The 16,385-nt window shown below is 58.6% G+C and carries 16 protein-coding genes and 1 other RNA gene; 8 read left to right on the top strand and 9 right to left on the bottom strand.

The window, feature by feature from the left end:
• The first annotated feature begins 304 nt into the window (after positions 1-304).
• The 6 genes from ftsE to CQ011_RS16670 all read left to right on the top strand — a co-directional run bounded on the left by ftsE (position 305) and on the right by CQ011_RS16670 (position 5,570).
• A complete protein-coding gene (ftsE, locus tag CQ011_RS16695) occupies positions 305-1,099 on the top strand; it encodes a cell division ATP-binding protein FtsE (protein WP_105678834.1) in 795 nt (264 codons plus the stop codon).
• Complete coding sequence (gene ftsX, locus CQ011_RS16690; RefSeq protein ID WP_105678833.1) at positions 1,096-2,010, top strand: permease-like cell division protein FtsX; 915 nt, start codon at positions 1,096-1,098, stop codon at positions 2,008-2,010. Before ftsE ends, ftsX begins: the two co-directional genes overlap by 4 nt.
• A 59-nt stretch (positions 2,011-2,069) precedes the next feature.
• Positions 2,070-3,533, top strand: a complete 1,464-nt coding sequence (locus CQ011_RS16685; RefSeq protein WP_105678832.1) for a M23 family metallopeptidase — start codon at positions 2,070-2,072, stop codon at positions 3,531-3,533.
• A gap of 54 nt (positions 3,534-3,587) precedes the next feature.
• Positions 3,588-4,067, top strand: coding sequence for an SsrA-binding protein SmpB (gene smpB, locus CQ011_RS16680; RefSeq protein ID WP_096256403.1), 480 nt, complete (start codon positions 3,588-3,590; stop codon positions 4,065-4,067).
• A gap of 106 nt (positions 4,068-4,173) precedes the next feature.
• Positions 4,174-4,542, top strand: a transfer-messenger RNA (tmRNA) gene (ssrA, locus tag CQ011_RS16675).
• A gap of 548 nt (positions 4,543-5,090) precedes the next feature.
• Positions 5,091-5,570, top strand: a complete 480-nt coding sequence (locus CQ011_RS16670) for a DUF2568 domain-containing protein (RefSeq protein ID WP_105678831.1) — start codon at positions 5,091-5,093, stop codon at positions 5,568-5,570.
• 67 nt (positions 5,571-5,637) lie between these two features.
• Here CQ011_RS16670 and CQ011_RS16665 read toward each other — a convergent pair whose 3' ends face one another.
• From CQ011_RS16665 to aroA, 6 genes are read right to left on the bottom strand one after another with little or no spacing between them, the layout of a single operon-like run.
• Positions 5,638-6,048, bottom strand: coding sequence for a fluoride efflux transporter FluC (locus tag CQ011_RS16665; protein ID WP_105678830.1), 411 nt, complete (start codon positions 6,046-6,048; stop codon positions 5,638-5,640).
• On the bottom strand, positions 6,045-6,437 hold the full coding sequence (locus CQ011_RS16660; RefSeq protein ID WP_181148172.1) for a FluC/FEX family fluoride channel: 393 nt from the start codon (positions 6,435-6,437) through the stop codon (positions 6,045-6,047). Before CQ011_RS16660 ends, CQ011_RS16665 begins: the two co-directional genes overlap by 4 nt.
• Positions 6,434-7,057 (bottom strand): metal-dependent transcriptional regulator, encoded by a 624-nt coding sequence (locus tag CQ011_RS16655; RefSeq protein WP_105678829.1) that lies wholly within the window; start codon positions 7,055-7,057, stop codon positions 6,434-6,436. The genes CQ011_RS16660 and CQ011_RS16655 overlap by 4 nt, the downstream gene beginning before the upstream one ends.
• A 2-nt stretch (positions 7,058-7,059) precedes the next feature.
• Positions 7,060-7,854 (bottom strand): inositol monophosphatase family protein, encoded by a 795-nt coding sequence (locus CQ011_RS16650; protein ID WP_105678828.1) that lies wholly within the window; start codon positions 7,852-7,854, stop codon positions 7,060-7,062.
• Positions 7,855-7,866: 12 nt separating this feature from the next.
• Positions 7,867-8,961, bottom strand: a complete 1,095-nt coding sequence (gene rsgA, locus CQ011_RS16645) for a ribosome small subunit-dependent GTPase A (protein ID WP_105678827.1) — start codon at positions 8,959-8,961, stop codon at positions 7,867-7,869.
• The gene (aroA, locus tag CQ011_RS16640; protein ID WP_286161243.1) at positions 8,961-10,328 is read right to left on the bottom strand and encodes a 3-phosphoshikimate 1-carboxyvinyltransferase; all 1,368 of its coding nucleotides are present in this window, start codon (positions 10,326-10,328) and stop codon (positions 8,961-8,963) included. The genes rsgA and aroA overlap by 1 nt, the downstream gene beginning before the upstream one ends.
• Positions 10,329-10,538: 210 nt before the next feature.
• Between aroA and CQ011_RS16635 the strand changes: the two genes are divergently transcribed.
• Together CQ011_RS16635 and rsrA are read left to right on the top strand one after the other, a co-directional pair.
• Positions 10,539-11,189: a sigma-70 family RNA polymerase sigma factor gene (locus CQ011_RS16635; RefSeq protein ID WP_181148179.1), complete on the top strand. Its 651-nt coding sequence runs from the start codon at positions 10,539-10,541 to the stop codon at positions 11,187-11,189.
• Positions 11,190-11,191: 2 nt separating this feature from the next.
• Complete coding sequence (gene rsrA / locus CQ011_RS16630; protein WP_096256412.1) at positions 11,192-11,452, top strand: mycothiol system anti-sigma-R factor; 261 nt, start codon at positions 11,192-11,194, stop codon at positions 11,450-11,452.
• A gap of 87 nt (positions 11,453-11,539) precedes the next feature.
• On the opposite strand, the gene CQ011_RS18205 is transcribed toward rsrA, so the two are convergent.
• The 3 genes from CQ011_RS18205 to CQ011_RS16620 form a co-directional block, all read right to left on the bottom strand.
• Positions 11,540-11,614, bottom strand: a complete 75-nt coding sequence (locus CQ011_RS18205) for a 50S ribosomal protein bL37 (RefSeq protein WP_374954809.1) — start codon at positions 11,612-11,614, stop codon at positions 11,540-11,542.
• A gap of 121 nt (positions 11,615-11,735) precedes the next feature.
• Complete coding sequence (locus CQ011_RS16625; RefSeq protein WP_096256413.1) at positions 11,736-12,341, bottom strand: GDSL-type esterase/lipase family protein; 606 nt, start codon at positions 12,339-12,341, stop codon at positions 11,736-11,738.
• A 166-nt stretch (positions 12,342-12,507) separates the two neighbouring features.
• A complete protein-coding gene (locus tag CQ011_RS16620) occupies positions 12,508-16,296 on the bottom strand; it encodes a multifunctional oxoglutarate decarboxylase/oxoglutarate dehydrogenase thiamine pyrophosphate-binding subunit/dihydrolipoyllysine-residue succinyltransferase subunit (RefSeq protein WP_105678824.1) in 3,789 nt (1,262 codons plus the stop codon).
• Between the last annotated feature and the right edge of the window lie 89 nt (positions 16,297-16,385).

Below are 16,385 nucleotides of genomic sequence, written 5' to 3'. Positions count from 1 at the left end.
TCAATTTTTTGACCTTGGTATCGACTTGAGCCCGCGGAAAAGGGTGTCGCACAGCGGGATCTTCTATTGCTGTGCGAAAGGTCACCGAGGGATCTTGCGGTAGTCGAAATTTTGCAAGTCAATGCGTTACCTAGCTCGGCGCCGAGTCTGTATAAACGGCATGAATGTGGCAACACACCACACTATCGGCACCTGATGTACATGTTGCCCCTATAAGGTTTGGAAGACTGGCGCATCAAAAAACGTTCGATCTCGACCTGAGTTTCCGTGGGTCGCGCCCCGACGGCAACTAGCGATTGAAGACATGATTAAATTCGAAAATGTCTCGATGGTTTACGAGCCAAAGCAACGTAATGCTGCTTTGAACGACGTAAGCATCGAGGTAAACCGTGGCGAATTCGCCTTCTTAGTCGGAGAATCTGGCTCTGGAAAGTCTACTTTTCTCAGCTTGATCCTGCGCGAAAAGCGCGCCACAAATGGAGCGGTCTACGTCGCAGGGCAAAACCTGAATCGTATACCGAGCCGACGTGTGCCTAAACTGCGTCGTGATATCGGTTTCGTGTTCCAGGATTTCCGTCTGCTACGTGAACGTACCGTGTTCGACAACGTTGCCTTTGCGATGGAAGTTATCGGGGCCTCACGCGCTCAGATTCGCGATCGTGTGCCGGACGCGCTGCGCATGGTGGGCCTGGAAGATAAAGCCCGCCGTAAGCCCACCGAACTTTCCGGTGGCGAGCAGCAACGTGTCGGTATCGCCCGCGCGATCGTTAACAAGCCTTCGATCCTACTGGCCGACGAGCCGACCGGTAACCTCGACCGCAAGAACAGCGTCGAGGTAATGAATGTGCTTGATCGCATTAACCAAAACGGCACCACCGTGCTGATGGCCACTCACGCTCACGAGCTTGTCAGCGAGTTCCGCCACCGAGTCATTGAATTGAGCAAGGGCAACGTTGTGCGCGACGAAGTTGACGGTCAATACACCGCAATGACGACCGTGATCAATCAGGACGGTTCACGTGAGCTCCTAACTGGCGAGGCCGCCATGGAAGCATCTAGTGAAGCTGCAATGAACGAAGAGAAGGACGAGCGCCAGTGAGATTAGGATTTATTCTCCGCGAGGCTGCGAAGGGCCTTCGTCAAAACATCATCATGGTCGTATCAGTGGTTTTGGTGACCTTCGTATCGCTGACCTTTGTTGGTGCTTCGGCACTATTGCAATTACAGATCAACCAGATGAAGGGCTACTGGTATGACCGCATGGAAGTTGCGGTCTTTCTTTGTGACGACAACACCGCTGCGCCAAACTGCGCGGGTGAAGGCGTCACCGATGAACAGCGCACCAGCATCAAGCAACTGCTCGAATCAAATGAGATGGCTCCATACATCAAGGAATTCGCGTATGAGTCAAAAGCGGATGCACTCAAAAACTTCAAGGAACAGTACAAGAACTCATCCTTGGTTGATCAGGTTACCGAAGATCAGCTACCAGAATCGTTCCGTATCGGTCTCGTAGACCCGGAGAAGTATCCCGTTATCAATGAAGCTTTTTCGACCGTAGCGGGTGTTGATTCGGTCGTAGACCAACGCGAACTTTTGGAGAAGGTCTTCCAATTAGTGCGAGTGGCCTCTGCCGCTGCAGCTGTGGTGGCAATCGTGATGATTGCCTGTGCTGTGTTGCTGACAGGCACAACTATTCAGCTCTCTGCCATGCATCGACGGCTAGAAACCACCATCATGAGACTAGTTGGCGCATCAAAAACGACTATTCAGTTGCCGTTTATCATCGAGGGTGTGATCGCATCCATTATCGGTGGTGTCCTTGCATCAGGCACGCTGTGGTTATTAGTTAAGTTCCTAGTTCAAGACAAATTGGCAAGCGAAAATGTTGGCGTCGCCTTCATTTCAACCAATGAAGTTCTCTTAGTGGCACCCGGGCTCTTGATTATTGGTATCGTTTTGGCCACAATTTCTTCAGTGGTAACGTTGAAGCGTTACCTGAAGGTATAGCCAATCGTTATCTTGAGAGATCGGTTATGCCTGAAGCGCGAAAATCTTTAAGGAGCAGTATGCTATCCAACGCCGTGCGACGTAAGTTCCTGCGCGCCACCCTTGGTGGAGCCCTTGCATTGTCACTTACCTTGCCTGCGGGGATTGTTATTGCCGATGAACTCGATGACCGTAAGGCCAACATCGAGAAAAACATCGACAATTTGGAACAGGACATGGAAGTCCTTGATTCGGATATTGTTGCCACAGATAAGAAACTTCGGGCACAACAAGCCCAGGTTCCAGCTGCCGAGGCGGCTCTCGCAGATGCCCAAAGTCGTGTCTCCAATGCACAAGCTACCGTCGCAGATCTGACGAACCGGCTGATCAGTGCTCAAGCCACGAGGGACAAGGTTGCTAAGGCAATCGAAGAGAACGCCGCCAAGATTGCTGAAGCGGAAAACACCATGGCACAGATCGCCTCTGAAGCGTATAAGCGCGGAGGTGTATCCAGTGGGTTAGACATGATCTTGAATATGGATTCGGCAACCGCCATGGCTGATGGTCTGGACATGGCTAACCGCGCCATGGATTCACAGAACGCAGCGTATAACGATCTAGCTCAAGAAAAAGCCACCGACGAGAGCAATAAATTGCGACTCGTTGCTGTCGAAGATGAAATCTCATCGCTCAAAGGTCAGGCAGAAGAAGCTTTAGCCCAAGAGCAAAGCGCCCGTGATGCGGCTCAATCTGCCAAAGATGAATTGAATGCCTTGGTTGCAAGCACCGAATCTCTTAGTGCTGAATTGGAAGCTAAGAAGCCGCAGATTCAAGCGAAACTAAAAGTTCAAGAGCAAGAATCAGCTTCGGTCAATCAGCAGATCAAGGAACGCCAAGAACGCTTGATCAAAGAAGCTGCGGAACGTAAGCGTAAGGCGGAGGAAAAGGCTCGCAAGGAAGCCGAAGCGGAGCGCCAGCGCATCGCCAAGGAAAAGGCTGCCTACGAAGCCGAGCAGGAGCGTCAGGCTGCGGAAGCCAAGCGCAAGCAGAAGACTTACCAGAAAAAGCAGTACGTGGCTCCTAAAGCGAAGCCAAAGACCCAAACATACTCGGAACCAAGCAGCTGGGGCTTGGTCAAGCCCACCAGCAGCGCACGAATCACCTCTAGTTTTGGCTGGCGTCCAACCCCTGCAGGAACGATTGACTACTCGGGACAGGGCGGCTACGTCCACGCAGGTGTCGACTGGGGCTTCGGCGGCCAGTGTGGCTCACCAATCCGTGCAGCTGCCAGCGGCGAAGTTTGGTACGCCGGCTGGGGTGGCTCCTCGGGTAACAAGGTGACCGTGTCGCATGGCGTCGTAAAGGGTAAGGCACTAGCAACCAATTATCACCACATGTCACGCATCGCCGTGAGCAATGGTCAGCACGTAAAGCAGGGCCAGGTTATTGGGTATGTGGGCACCACCGGTAACTCCACCGGTTGCCACCTTCACTTCGAAACGATCATCAACGGTTCGCATGTGAATCCATTGGGTCTGCTCTAACGCTAGACTTGGTAGTTGTGCGCGGGAATCCGCCCGCGACATGCAAGGAGTGTCATGGCTAAGAAGAACCAAGAAGATCGCATTATCGCGAGCAACCGCAAGGCGCGCCACGATTTTGAGATTCTAGATACCTTCGAAGCGGGCATGGTGCTAACTGGGACCGAAGTTAAATCACTGCGTGAAGGTAAAGCTTCGCTAGTGGATGGCTTTGGTCAGTTCTACCGCAATGAACTGTTCATTGAGAATTGCTACATCCCGGAGTACCTGAACGGTTCGTGGACCAACCACACCGCTCGTCGTCGTCGTAAATTATTGCTGCATCGTGCAGAGCTGCTGAAAATTGAACGTAAGATCTCTGAAGCTGGGCTAACTATTGTTCCGCTGAAGATTTACTTCAAGTCGGGTCGCGTAAAAATTGAGATCGGTGTCGCACGCGGTAAGCGTGAGTATGACAAGCGTCAGACGTTGCGCGAGCAACAGGATAACCGTGAGGCACTGCGTGCCATGCGTGAACGTAATCGCGGACAAGCTTAGGCGTGGCGGGAATCTCGTTGGGTTAGCAGAGCAGATTGCGCTATGATTATTTAACGCACCTTTTGGTGTGGTTGTACCCGGGAAACCGGGACTGACAACAAAATACGGGGATGATCGGTTTCGACGGTGTGAGTCGCGACAGATGAAGCGGGCCGAGGATGCAAAGTTATCTCGTAAACGCTCTTTGCAAAACAATAAGTGCCGAATCAAAGCGCACTGACTTCGCTCTCGCTGCCTAAGCAGCCAGACAGTCCGTTAGCCAGGGGATGCTATCGCCCCTGATCCTAACGTCATTTAGGTAGCCCCTGCGTTCGGCGGACGTTACCGCTACCGAACACATACTTAGGTAACTGTGCCTGGATCAACTACATGTTTGCGTGATGGTTGGGGCAGAGAAATTCCGCAGCAAACTGCGCCCGGAGAAGACCTGGCAACACCACATCGGACGGGAGTTCAATTCTCCCCATCTCCACGTATTTGAACCCTCGAGATTCTTGTAATCTCGGGGGTTCTGTCGTTAGACCCGTGATTCTGCACCCGACCTGTAGCGCAGTGAGTGATCCTCAGATGCTGATAAAAATTCCTCGCGTCCTTTGTGGCGTCAGCGAATGGCAGACGGACGGGAAACAGAGATACATCTTGAATTACTGATTCGCGTGACCCCATTGAGGCTTTATCCGCAGTGAGTGCATGAGTGAATTATCAGCTGCGTCTGCCCGGAATGACTTCAACCGCTGAACGCCGGGGGAGTGCTATAGCTCTTACAGGGACAGCGAATCGTTGGTAATTCCGGAGCTTAGCGGGCCTCGCACTGGCACATGGTGTGCACCACGGGCCCAAGGTATTAACGAACGATATAGAGGATCTAGGGCAGATTTGGACGAGTAAATAGATGCTGGCCAATCTAGGTAACACGCTGCCTTGCGCGCGAGTCATGTCGCGAGGTCGCTGTTTACCACATAGACTGGAATTGAGTGGCTAAGCAGACGGCCAGATTGCTGAAACGGAGTGAGATCAGAAACGATGGGTAAAAACGGTTCCCAGCGGGTATCACCGGCTATTTCGGCTATCTATGCTGTGATCGCATTCCTCCTCGAAGTTGGTCTGATTTTCGCTGCAGCGTTGGCCGCTATCGCCTTCGTTCCCTGGCCAACCATCCCGTCGATCCTCGTCGTGGTAGTGCCACTGCTAATTATTTGGGCACTCTTCTTCTCACCTAAAGCCAAGTTCCGTCTACGCCTTCGTATTAGGCTGACGCTACTGCACCTGATCTACCTCGTCGGCGCCTACGTGTTGTGGCTGAGCGTTGATCACTCATTCACCGATCAGTCCCAGATCTGGGCGATCGCGATGCTTGCTCTGACGGGTATAAGCGCCATCCTGGTGCTAGCCACGGGCGGATACGTAGTGCCACACGACCGAGAAAAAAGAATCCAGCAGTCGCCAGGGCAGTCAAAGGACGCGACACGCAATGCACCTCGCGGACGCCGCGCGGCACGCTGAAAAACTTAAAGTAAAAAATATGAGTCCGGCCAATTGGCCGGACTCATATTTTTTTCCCCACCGCGGACTAGCTAGCCAACAAGTAACCCAGCGCACCGGCGCCGCCGGCAATCACGAAGGTGCAGCATAAATACGCGAGTGCGCGGGCTTTGTTGACCTCATAGATCAGACAGAACCCGACAAATAGGGTACTGGCGGTAGTCAGCGAGCCACAGAACCCTGAAGCTAGTAGCCAGAGTCGGTCGGCTGCCGGGATGGTGTGCACAAAGTTTTCGTGCGTGAGGTCCAACTGGTGGCTGCGCGCATAACCGAGCACCACGCCTAACGCCAAGCTGCCGAGAATGTTCGCGAGCAGGATTCCGCGCGGCCAGCCAGCGAAAAGGCCCTGCACAGAATCATGTGTGGCAGGTAGCCCACGGTCCAAGAGGTAACGAATTATCGCGCCGAGTACACCAGCGACCAACAGTAGCCCGATCATGACCGCTCCTGCCGACGAGCTAGGTATCGGTCCACTAACGAGTGCGTCAAGAAGACGGCGGCGAGACAGAGCACCACGCTGAGCAAGAGGTAGCCGAGGTATCCGACGGTGCTCAAGGTCGTAAATAACAGCAGCAACGTTGAAAGAGTGGTGAAGGAACCACAAAAACCGGTGCCCGCGAAAAGCTGCACTACCGGTGCCAGCGACCGGCGCGCACCATAGGCGCTCAACGCAGCCAAAGCGATGCAACCTAGTACGTTGACGATCAAGGTTGAGGCAGCCCAGTCGTTGGACGGGATGAGCATGTCGACGCCTACCCGGGCCAGCGCGCCCAAGGCTCCGCCGAGCGCCACCGCCAGCAGTCTGCTCAGCTGTGCGCGGCCGCTCACGGCGCGCAGACCCAGACCAGTGAGGCTTCGATGTAGTTCAGCTGGTGCGGAAGCTCGATCAGCGCCCCGGGGATAATTCCTAGCTTCTTGGCTCGGCGCAGAAACTCTGGGTCCTCGTCGCTCACCCGGCATACGATCGCCTGCGCGCCGTGGAATCGATCGAGGCGTCGCGCATCGCGGGTAGCCAGTACCCCGGCGGCCGAAGGGATCGAGTCTCCGTGCGGGTCAACTTCGGGGTGTCCTAGCCGGGCGTGTAAGGCATCGATGAATCTGTCGGTGACGGTGTGCTCAAGCGCCTCGGCCTCATCGTGCACCTCATCCCAGTCATATCCGAGCTCATCGCGTAGGAAGGTTTCTAAGATCCGGTGCCGGCGCACCATGCGTAGCGCCTCGCGTCGTCCGATCTCGCTGAGCGAGATGGCACCACGCGGAATATGATCGACCAGACCTTTAACCGCAAGCTTTTGCACCATCGAGGTAGCCGAGGCGGGGGAGAGCCCCAGCTGATCGGCTAAGGCCCCGGTGCCCACCGGCTCATCTTCCCATTCGGTGAGCAGGTAGAGCGCCTTGAGGTAGTCTTCCTCGCTGGTGGTCAGCTTGTGCGGGTGCAGGCCGGGCATGATTAACCGCGGTTCAGGTAGGGCAAGATCAGCGGGTGCAGCTTGCCATTGCTGGCCAGCGCGTTACCGCCGTGGCATCCTTCGACGCCGGCGATCGAGGTGAAAGTTCCGCCGGCTTCACGAACCAAGGGGACCAGCGCGGCCATGTCGTAAAGTTCCAGTTCCGGTTCGAAGGCCGCGTCTACCGCACCCTCGGCAAGCAGCGCGTAGGAGAAGAAGTCACCGTAGCCGCGGGTGCGCCAAGCCTGATCGAGTAGTTCGAGCAGATCATCGAGCTTGTCCAGCGCCTTCCAGCCATTGAGCGAAGCGTAGGACAGCGACGCATCAGCCAGCTCGGTGACCTGTGAAACCTGTAGCTTGCGTGGGGCATCGAGCCCCGGTTCGCTCACATACGCGCCCAGTGAAGTAGCGGCGTGCCAACGCCGGGATAGTGCAGGTGCCGAGACCACACCCACTACCGGTTCATCGTCGATGACTAGCGCGATCAGCGTCGCCCAGACCGGTACATGGCGCACAAAGTTTTTCGTCCCGTCGATCGGGTCGATCACCCAGCGCCGCGACCCACTGCCGTGCACCCCAAATTCCTCGCCCAGCACCGAATCATCCGGGCGATGTTCGGCGAGCATCGCGAGGATCAGCTCCTCGGCCCCGCGGTCAGCATCGGTCACCGGAGTCATATCTGGTTTGGTATCCACGCGCAGGTCGTTGGCTCCGTAGCGGGCCAGGGTCAGTTCATCGACCCGCTGCGCCATCATGAGGGCGAAGTCGAGGTCCTCTTGCAAGGTGTATTCGGCCATGGGGTATTAGCGCTAGAGTGCGCCCAGCTCCTTTTCGTGCGAGATGTCTTCGGTGGTGATCAGTCGGCGGTACGAGGCGAGCCGGGAGGCTGCCGCCGGGGGAGTGTCAGGGTCTTGCACCCAGGCCTCTAATGCGCAGCCTGCGGCATTGGCCTGATGGTTACAACCGCGTGGGCAGCGTGTGGCGATCTGCGCCAGTTCGCCAAAGGCACCCAAAATATTGTCCGGGTCAACCAGCCCGAGCCCGAAGGAACGGATGCCCGGGGTGTCGATCAGCCAGCCGCCCGGGGCATCGCCTAAGCGTAAGGCCAGCGCGCTGGAGGAGGTGTGGCGGCCGCGGCCGGTCACCGAGTTCACCTGTCCGGTGGCTCTGGTGGAGCCGGTCAGCGCGTTGACCAGCGTGGATTTACCCACCCCGGAGTGCCCGATGACTACCGAAACGCAACCTGCCAGAAGTTCTTCGAGCTCATCTAATGCGCCCACGGCCAGGCGCGCGCTGGAGCCGTCGGCGCCGCGCGCATCCACACCGGTAGCTTCCGAACCGGTGGTCCGCGAGATCACCACGTCCAGTGGCAACCCCTCGTAGTGCTTCAAAAATTCAGCCGGGTCTTTCACATCGGCCTTGGTCACGCACAATACCGGAGAAATGCCCGCATCGTAGGCGGCTACCAGCGCGCGATCCACAAAGCCGGTGCGCGGTTCGGGGTTCGCGGCGGCGACCACGATCACCAATTTGTCCACGTTGGCCACCACCACCCGCTCGGTCGCGTCGGTATCATCGGCGCTGCGTCGCAGCAAGGTGCTGCGTTCTTCAATGCGCACCAGTCGCGCCAGCGTGTCCGGCTTGCCGCTGGTATCTCCCACCAGCGCTACCAAATCCCCGGGGACGATCGCTTGGCGGCGCAGTTCCCGGGCGCGGGCGGCGATGACGATGCGCTCCGCGGCACTATCCTCATCCAAAATCGCGGTGTAGCGTCCGCGGTCCACGGTAATAATGCGCCCGATCACTGCCTTGTCATAGGCGGGGCGGTCCTTGGTGCGCGGACGGGTGCCCTTTTTGTTCGGGCGGACCCGCACCGATGATTCGTCGTAGTCGCTATAACGCATTAGCCTGCCTGGCTTGGAGTGCTTGAGGTGCTTGAAATGTTGGCGGTTCCGGCCATCTGCTCCCACAGTGCGGGAAAATCGGGCATGGTTTTAGCGGTAGTCGCAATATTCTCCACCCGAACCCCGTCGATGGCGAGGCCCAATAGCGCTCCCGCGGTCGCCATCCGGTGATCTTCATAGCTGTGCAGATCCGCGGCATGCAACTGGCCGGGGTTAATCTGTAGCCCATCCTCGGTGGCGCGCACGCTGGCACCGACCTTGCTCAGTTCGGTTTCTAGCGCCGCCAGCCGGTCGGTCTCATGTCCGCGCAGGTGTCCGATGCCGCGCAGCGTGCTCGGCGAATCGGCCAGCACACACAGGGCCGCCAGCGTCGGGGCCAGCTCGGAGGCATCGGAGTAGTCGATCCCGCGGATGGTGCCGGTGCCCGTGACGGTCAGCACTCCGTCCTCGTCCAAGGAGACCTTCGCGCCCATGGCAGAAAGGATTTGTACCCATTTACCGCCGACCTGGGTGGTCTGCGCGGGCCAGAAAGGTACCCGCACGGTGCCCTTCGAGGCGAGCGCCGCAGCCAAAAACGGTCCGGCGTTAGATAAATCTGGTTCGACGGTGACGCTGAATCCTGCCAACCGGCCCGGTGCGATCTTCCAGCCGCGACCGTCGGCGTCCGTAGCCACCTGCACACCGAGTTCGCGCAGCGTCGCCACGGTCATCACAATGTGGTCGGGGCTCGCGATATGCCCGGGCGCCGCACGCAGGTGCAAACCGCCCGGTAGCGCATGGCCGATGAGCAGCATTGCGGAAATGAACTGCGAGCTGGCCGACGCGTCGATGCTCACTGTCTCGGGCACGCTCAGCGAGCTGGCGTCGAGCGTAAAGGGCATTAGCCCGGGCTGATCGGCAAAGCTAAATTCCACGCCGAGTTCCGCCAAGGCATCAAGTACCGGGGCCATCGGACGAGCCCGAGCAGCTTCATCACCGTCAAAGTGCACGCGTGCCCCGGTGACCGCAGCCAGTGCCGGCACAAAACGCATCACGGTTCCGGCTAGCCCACAGTCGATCTGCAGGGTTTGTGCACTAGCGGGGTGCAGCGCGCCTGCCTCGGCGGGATGCAGCACCACGGTGGTTGACCCGTCGTCCTGGGTCGAACGAGTGATCTGCACGCCAAAGGCTTCCAAGGCACGCAACATCAGCTCGGTGTCGCGACTAATCAGCGTGTTGTGGATCGTGGAAGGTGCATCCGCCAGCGCGGCCAGCAGCAGATACCGGTTGGTCAGCGATTTTGAGGCCGGCACGTGCACCGTCGCATCCAGCGCGCCGGAGGCAAAAGGTGCCTCCCACCAGTTCAGTTCGCATCCATGAGCGCTCACAGAGATAATCGCACTTCCCGTCTAAATCGGCCGTTGAACTCTTTGCCTAATTCTAGCCGAGAGCGCGCCGGGAATAACCGTCACCGGTCGGCGGTTGAAATAAGTGTGACGACGATGGAACAGACACAGACACAGAAGCCCTGCAAGGCTCGGCCCGGTGTGAGCGGCGCCCTGTCCACTAGTCGGGTCAAGCGCGTAGACTCATCGGTGATGACTGATAACACCGTGGACACGGACTTGCCCGATGTGAGCAAGGAGACCGAGGACGAACGTCGTGCGCGTTTTGAGCACGACGCACTCGGTTATGTCGACCAGCTGTACTCGGCGGCGTTGCGCATGGCGCGTAACCCGGCCGACGCCGAAGATCTGGTGCAGGAGGCCTTCACGAAGGCCTACTCGGCATTCCACCAGTACAAGCCCGGGACCAACCTGAAGGCTTGGCTGTACCGAATTCTGACCAACACCTACATCAACCTTTATCGCAAGCGCCAACGCGAACCGCTGCGCACCTCGACGGACACCATCGAGGACTGGCAGATGGCCGAGGCGATGGAACATAGCCCCACAGGGTTGCGCTCCGCGGAAGTTGAGGCACTCGATCACCTGCCTGATTCCGATGTGAAGGCTGCCTTGCAGTCCATCGGTGAGGATTTCAGGCTCGCGGTGTACTTCGTGGACGTCGAGGGTTTCAGCTACAAGGAAGCCGCCGAGATCTTAGGGGTGCCGATCGGGACCGTGATGTCACGGTTGCACCGCGGACGTAAGTCGTTGCGCGAACTACTGGCCGATTACGCCGCAGACCGTGGCATCAAAGCCGCCGGGCCAGGCACCAAGGCCACAGCGAAGAAAGCGGAGAAGTAGCGATGGACTGTAACTCATTGGGGGACTGCGCCGATGACCGCATGGTACGCATTTATGAGTACCTCGACGGCGCGTTGACGCTGGGCGACCTAAAAGACGTTAAAGCACACCTGGATCACTGCCCGGAATGCACCGAGCAGTACGATCTGGAGTGCATCATTCGTTCGGTGGTGCGCCGCAGCTGCCAGGAGGCTGCCCCACAGCAGCTGAAAATGAACATTATTACGCGCATCTCGCAGATCCGCACCGAGTCCGGGCACTAAGCTCCGCGCGGATCAAGACCCAAAAAGAAAACCCCGTATCCTTCGAAATTACTTCGAATGGTACGGGGTTCTTTGTGCTCAAATCGCTTAGCTGTTTGGGCGCTTGCCGTGGTTGGCACCGCCACGCTTACGATCTTTACGCTTACGTGAACGCTTCGACATGGTGACTCCTTTGCGGGATCAATAATTGCCTTCCCGAATGCTCGGGCCGGCTAATAGTCTTTCATACCTTGGCACCATTGCCTAACCGGTGCGCCGGTGGTGAGTCGGCGATTGCCCGGCTTTAGCTGGCGTCTGGTTCGGGCAGATCTAACCAGGAATACCAGCCACGGTGCAGCACCAGCCAGGCCATCAAACCATAACCGGCCTGACCCGGCACACCGCCGGAAGCGGTCAGGTCACTGCGCCACTGCGAGTGGGCGCGCAGCGGAGTGAAGGTGTCGATGTAATGGTGGTTGCGACGTAGCGCCACATCAGAGTAGACCCGGTTCAGCTCGGCGACGCGCTCATTGCGTGCGTCATCTAACCCCGGAGCCGGACCCACCAACAGTGCTTTAATGCTCATCTGCGAGGCCGAATCGAGGATGTTGGCCAGGTTTAAGCGGCTACGCGCGGTGGTCAGCCCCAGATCCACGTCCCGATCGGAGAGCGCAATGACCAGACGGTTCTCGACCTGATCGCCAAAGCGACGGGAGGCTTCGCCCATCCAGCGTTCGGCTAGCGCTTCGGAACCTTCTGCCGGCGCGGCCAGCACGAAGGACTGCAAACGTAGTGCGGGGTCTTGGGTTCGAGCCATCACTCGGCCGAACCAGCCCAGTGCGCGCGGGTCGCCGTGTCCTGCAAGTAACTCATCGCCGATGGCGGTGATGCGGATGGTGCGAAATTCCAACTTGGCGACCTTTCGTTGGTAAAACTAAATCTTTGTCAACCTTAGCAGTGTCCAGTTGCCAGATCGGGGAGGTAAGAGCGGGTTAAAGACCACAGCCGGCGAACCTGAGACCGTCATGACGGTCTCAGGTTCGCCGGCTGTAGTTACACAGTCACGAGCGTGTCGCTTAGCGTGCGAACGCGGCCTTGAGCAGCACCGCAGCTTCGGCTTCGTGACGCTTCGCGTTACCCGCGGAGGTCGCAGCCGAGGCCGGACGTGACACGAGGCTAACCTTCGTATCGAGCTCAGGAGCCACATACAGACCGAAGAACGGCCATGGGCCCTGGTTCGCAGGTTCGTCCTGAACCCACGAAACGCTGGCGTTCGGGTACTTGGCCAGCTCGTCGGCGATCTGCTTCACAGGTGCCGGGTAGAGCTGCTCAACACGAACGATCGCAACCTTCTCATCCTGCGCCTTGCTGCGCGCAGCGATCAGGTCGTAATACAGGCGACCCGAAACCAGCAGCACCTTTTCGACGGCATCCTTGTTGGTGATCGTCGAATCGGCGATGACCTCCTGGAAACCACCGGTGGTGAAGTCCTCCACCTGAGTTGCCGCGGCCTTCAAACGAAGCAGCTGCTTCGGGGTGAAAACGATCAGCGGCTTGCGTGGACGGGCGTAAGCCTGACGACGCAGCAGGTGGAAGTGGTTTGCACCGTTGGAAGGCTGGGCAACAACCATGTTGTTTTCCGCGCACATCTGCAAGAAGCGTTCGATGCGTGCCGAGGAGTGGTCTGGACCCTGACCCTCGTAGCCGTGTGGCAAGAGCATCACCAGCGAAGAGGATTGGGACCACTTCTGCTCGGCCGAGGAGATGAACTCGTCGATCACGGTCTGCGCGCCGTTGACGAAGTCACCGAACTGCGCTTCCCACAAGACCAGTGCATCTGGGCGTTCCACCGAGTAACCGTATTCGAAGCCTAGGGCCGCGTATTCGGAAAGCAGCGAGTCGTAGATCCACAGTGGGGCCTGGTCATCGCTGAGGTGGTGCAGTGGGTACCACTCGTTGTCGTTCTCGCGGTCGTGGAAGACCGAGTGACGCTGTACGAAGGTACCGCGGCGCGAATCCTGGCCTGCCAGACGAACCGGCACGCCTTCCATGGATAGCGAGCCCAAGGCAGCCAGCTCGGCGAAGCCCCAGTCAATGCCGCCTTCGCGGGACATCTTCTCGCGACGCTCCAGCAAAGCCTTGAGCTTGGTGTGCATGGTGAAGTCTTCCGGTACGGCCAGGTGGGCCGCGCCGATCTTCGCCAGCGTGGACTCGGTGATCGCCGAGCCACGTGCACCGTCGACGGTATTCTCGTCGGCGGCCTGCGCGAAAGGCTTCTCCAGGTCGTTAATGGTCGAGCCCGGGGTGATGATCGGGATCGGCGAGGTCTGCGCGGCGTGAGTTTCGGAGAAGATCCGTTCCAGGTTCCCCTTGTACTCGGCCAACACGTTCTCGGCTTCCTCCGCGGTGATATCGCCGCGACCAACAAGGGCCTCGGTGTATAGCTTGCGGGTGGAGCGCTTCGCCTCGATCAGGTTGTACATGATCGGCTGGGTCATCGACGGATCGTCGCCCTCGTTGTGACCGCGGCGGCGGTAGCAGATGAGGTCGATGACGACGTCCTTGCCGAACTTCTGGCGGTACTCGAAGGCCAGCTGGCCTACGTGTACGACGGCCTCCGGGTCATCCCCGTTGACGTGGAAGATCGGTGCCTGCACGGTGCGTGCCACGTCGGTAGCGTATACCGAGGAGCGTGAGGAACTTGGAGCGGTGGTGAAACCGATCTGGTTGTTCACGATCACGTGCACGGTGCCGCCGGTCTTGTAACCTGGCAGCTGGCTCATCGCCAGAACCTCGGAAACTACACCCTGGCCGGCGAATGCTGCGTCGCCGTGCACCAGAATTGGCAGCACGTTGTTCTTCGAATCCATGCGGTCTAGCTTTGCGCGGGTGATGCCCTCAAGCACCGGATCCACGGCTTCTAGGTGCGATGGGTTCGCAGCCAGGTAGACCTTGGTCTGGTTGCCGGCATCGGAGGTGTAGGAACCCTCGGTACCCAAGTGGTACTTCACGTCGCCCGAACCCTGGACCGAGCCCGGAGTTGCGGTGCCCTCAAATTCGCGGAAGACCTGTGCGTAGGTCTTGCCAGCGATATTTGTCAGCACGTTCAAGCGGCCGCGGTGCGCCATACCGATGGCGACCTCGTCCAGCTGCTCGTCGGCGGCGTCAGAAATGATCGCGTCCAACAGTGGGATCAGCGATTCGCCACCCTCAAGGGAGAAGCGCTTCTGGCCGACGAACTTGGTCTGCAAGAAGGTTTCAAACGCTTCGGCGGCGTTCAGCTTCGACAGGATGCGCAGCTGCTCATCGCGTGATGGCTTCGCGTAACCCGATTCCAGCTTCGCCTGGAACCATTCGCGCTCTACCGGGTTCTGCAGGTGCATGTACTCGGTACCGGTGGTACGGCAGTACGCGTCACGCAGGATACCCAGGATGTCGCGCAGCAGGGCGCGGTTTTTGCCGCCCAATCCGCCGGCAACCCATTCGCGATCCAGGTCCCACAGGGTCAGCCCATAGGTCTGGATGTCGAGGTCCGGGTGCTTGCGCTGAACGTATTCCAGCGGGTTGGTGTCCGCCATCAGGTGGCCACGCACGCGGTAGGAGTTGATCAGGTGCTGGATGCGGGCGACCTTGTTGACTACCAGGTCAACGTCAACCTGGTTGTCGATGGCCCAGCGTACCGGCTCGTAAGGGATGCGTAGCTGCTCGAAGATTTCGTCGTAGAAACCCTGCTCGCCGAGCAAGAGGGATTCGATGAGCTTCAAGAATTCGCCGGAACCTGCACCCTGGATCACGCGGTGATCGTAGGTGGAGGTCAGCGTGATGTGCTTGCCGATGCCCAAGGAGGCGACGGTCTTCTCCGAGGAACCACGGTATTCTGCCGGGTATTCCAGTGCGCCGACGCCCACGATGGCGGCCTGGCCCTTGGACAGTCGAGGCACCGAGTGCACGGTGCCGATGCCGCCTGGGTTGGTCAGCGATACGGTGGTGCCCGAGTAATCGTCGGCGGTCAGCTTGTTATTGCGTGCGCGCTTGATCAGGTCTTCGTAGGTGGTCCAGAACTCGTTAAAGCTCAGGGTCTCCGCGGCCTTGATATTTGGCACCGCGAGCATCCGCGAGCCGTCAGGCTTGGGAATGTCGATCGCGATACCGAAGTTCACGTGCGCCGGCTGGATCGCGGTTGGCTTCTTGTCGATCACGTCGTAGGTGACGTTCATCGATGGGATCTGGCTCAACGCACGGATCACGGCGAAGCCGATCAAGTGGGTGAAGGAGATCTTGCCGCCGCGGGCACGCTTGAGGTGGTTGTTGATGACGATACGGTTGTCGATCATCACCTTCGCCGGTACTGCGCGCACGGTGGTCGCGGTAGGCACGGTGAGCGAGGCATCCATATTGGTGGCGATGGCCTTCATTGGCCCGCGCAATGGGGTGCGTTTTTCCTCGCCGTAGAGCTCGGTCGACGGGGCAGGCTTCGGCGCCTGTGCCGGGATCGGAGCGGTTTTCGGAGCGGCATCCTTCGCAGGAGCCGATTCGGCCTTGGTCGGTGCCGGTGCTGCTGGCGCCGATTCGGTGGTGCGCGCCGCGGCCGCGGCGCGAGGTGCGCCCTGACCATTGCTCGACGCTACCGGTGCTGCCGGGGCAGCCTTGGGTGCTGGCGCAGGTGGTGCGCTTGGCTCCGCCTTCGCCGCCGGTGCCGCGGGGGCAGCCGATGCATTGTTTTCGGTGGTGAGGGACTCGAAAATATCCCACCATTTTTTATCGACCGAGTTCTTATCGACGAGATACTGCTGGTACAGCTCGTCTACTAGCCACTCGTTTCCACCAAACTCTTCAGTAAGTCGGTGGTGTGCTTGCTCTGGCACGTGCAACGCCTCTTCCCTGATTTCTACGTTGTTCTAGCTTGAGCCGGTGGTAGCCCGAGGACGTGAAAATGGCCACCGATACTCACAAG

The organism is Arthrobacter sp. MYb213, assembly GCF_002979915.1.
Lineage (GTDB): Bacteria > Actinomycetota > Actinomycetes > Actinomycetales > Micrococcaceae > Glutamicibacter.
The sequence above is the reverse complement of the archived record's forward strand: the minus strand, read 5'-3'. Positions and strand labels throughout refer to the sequence as shown.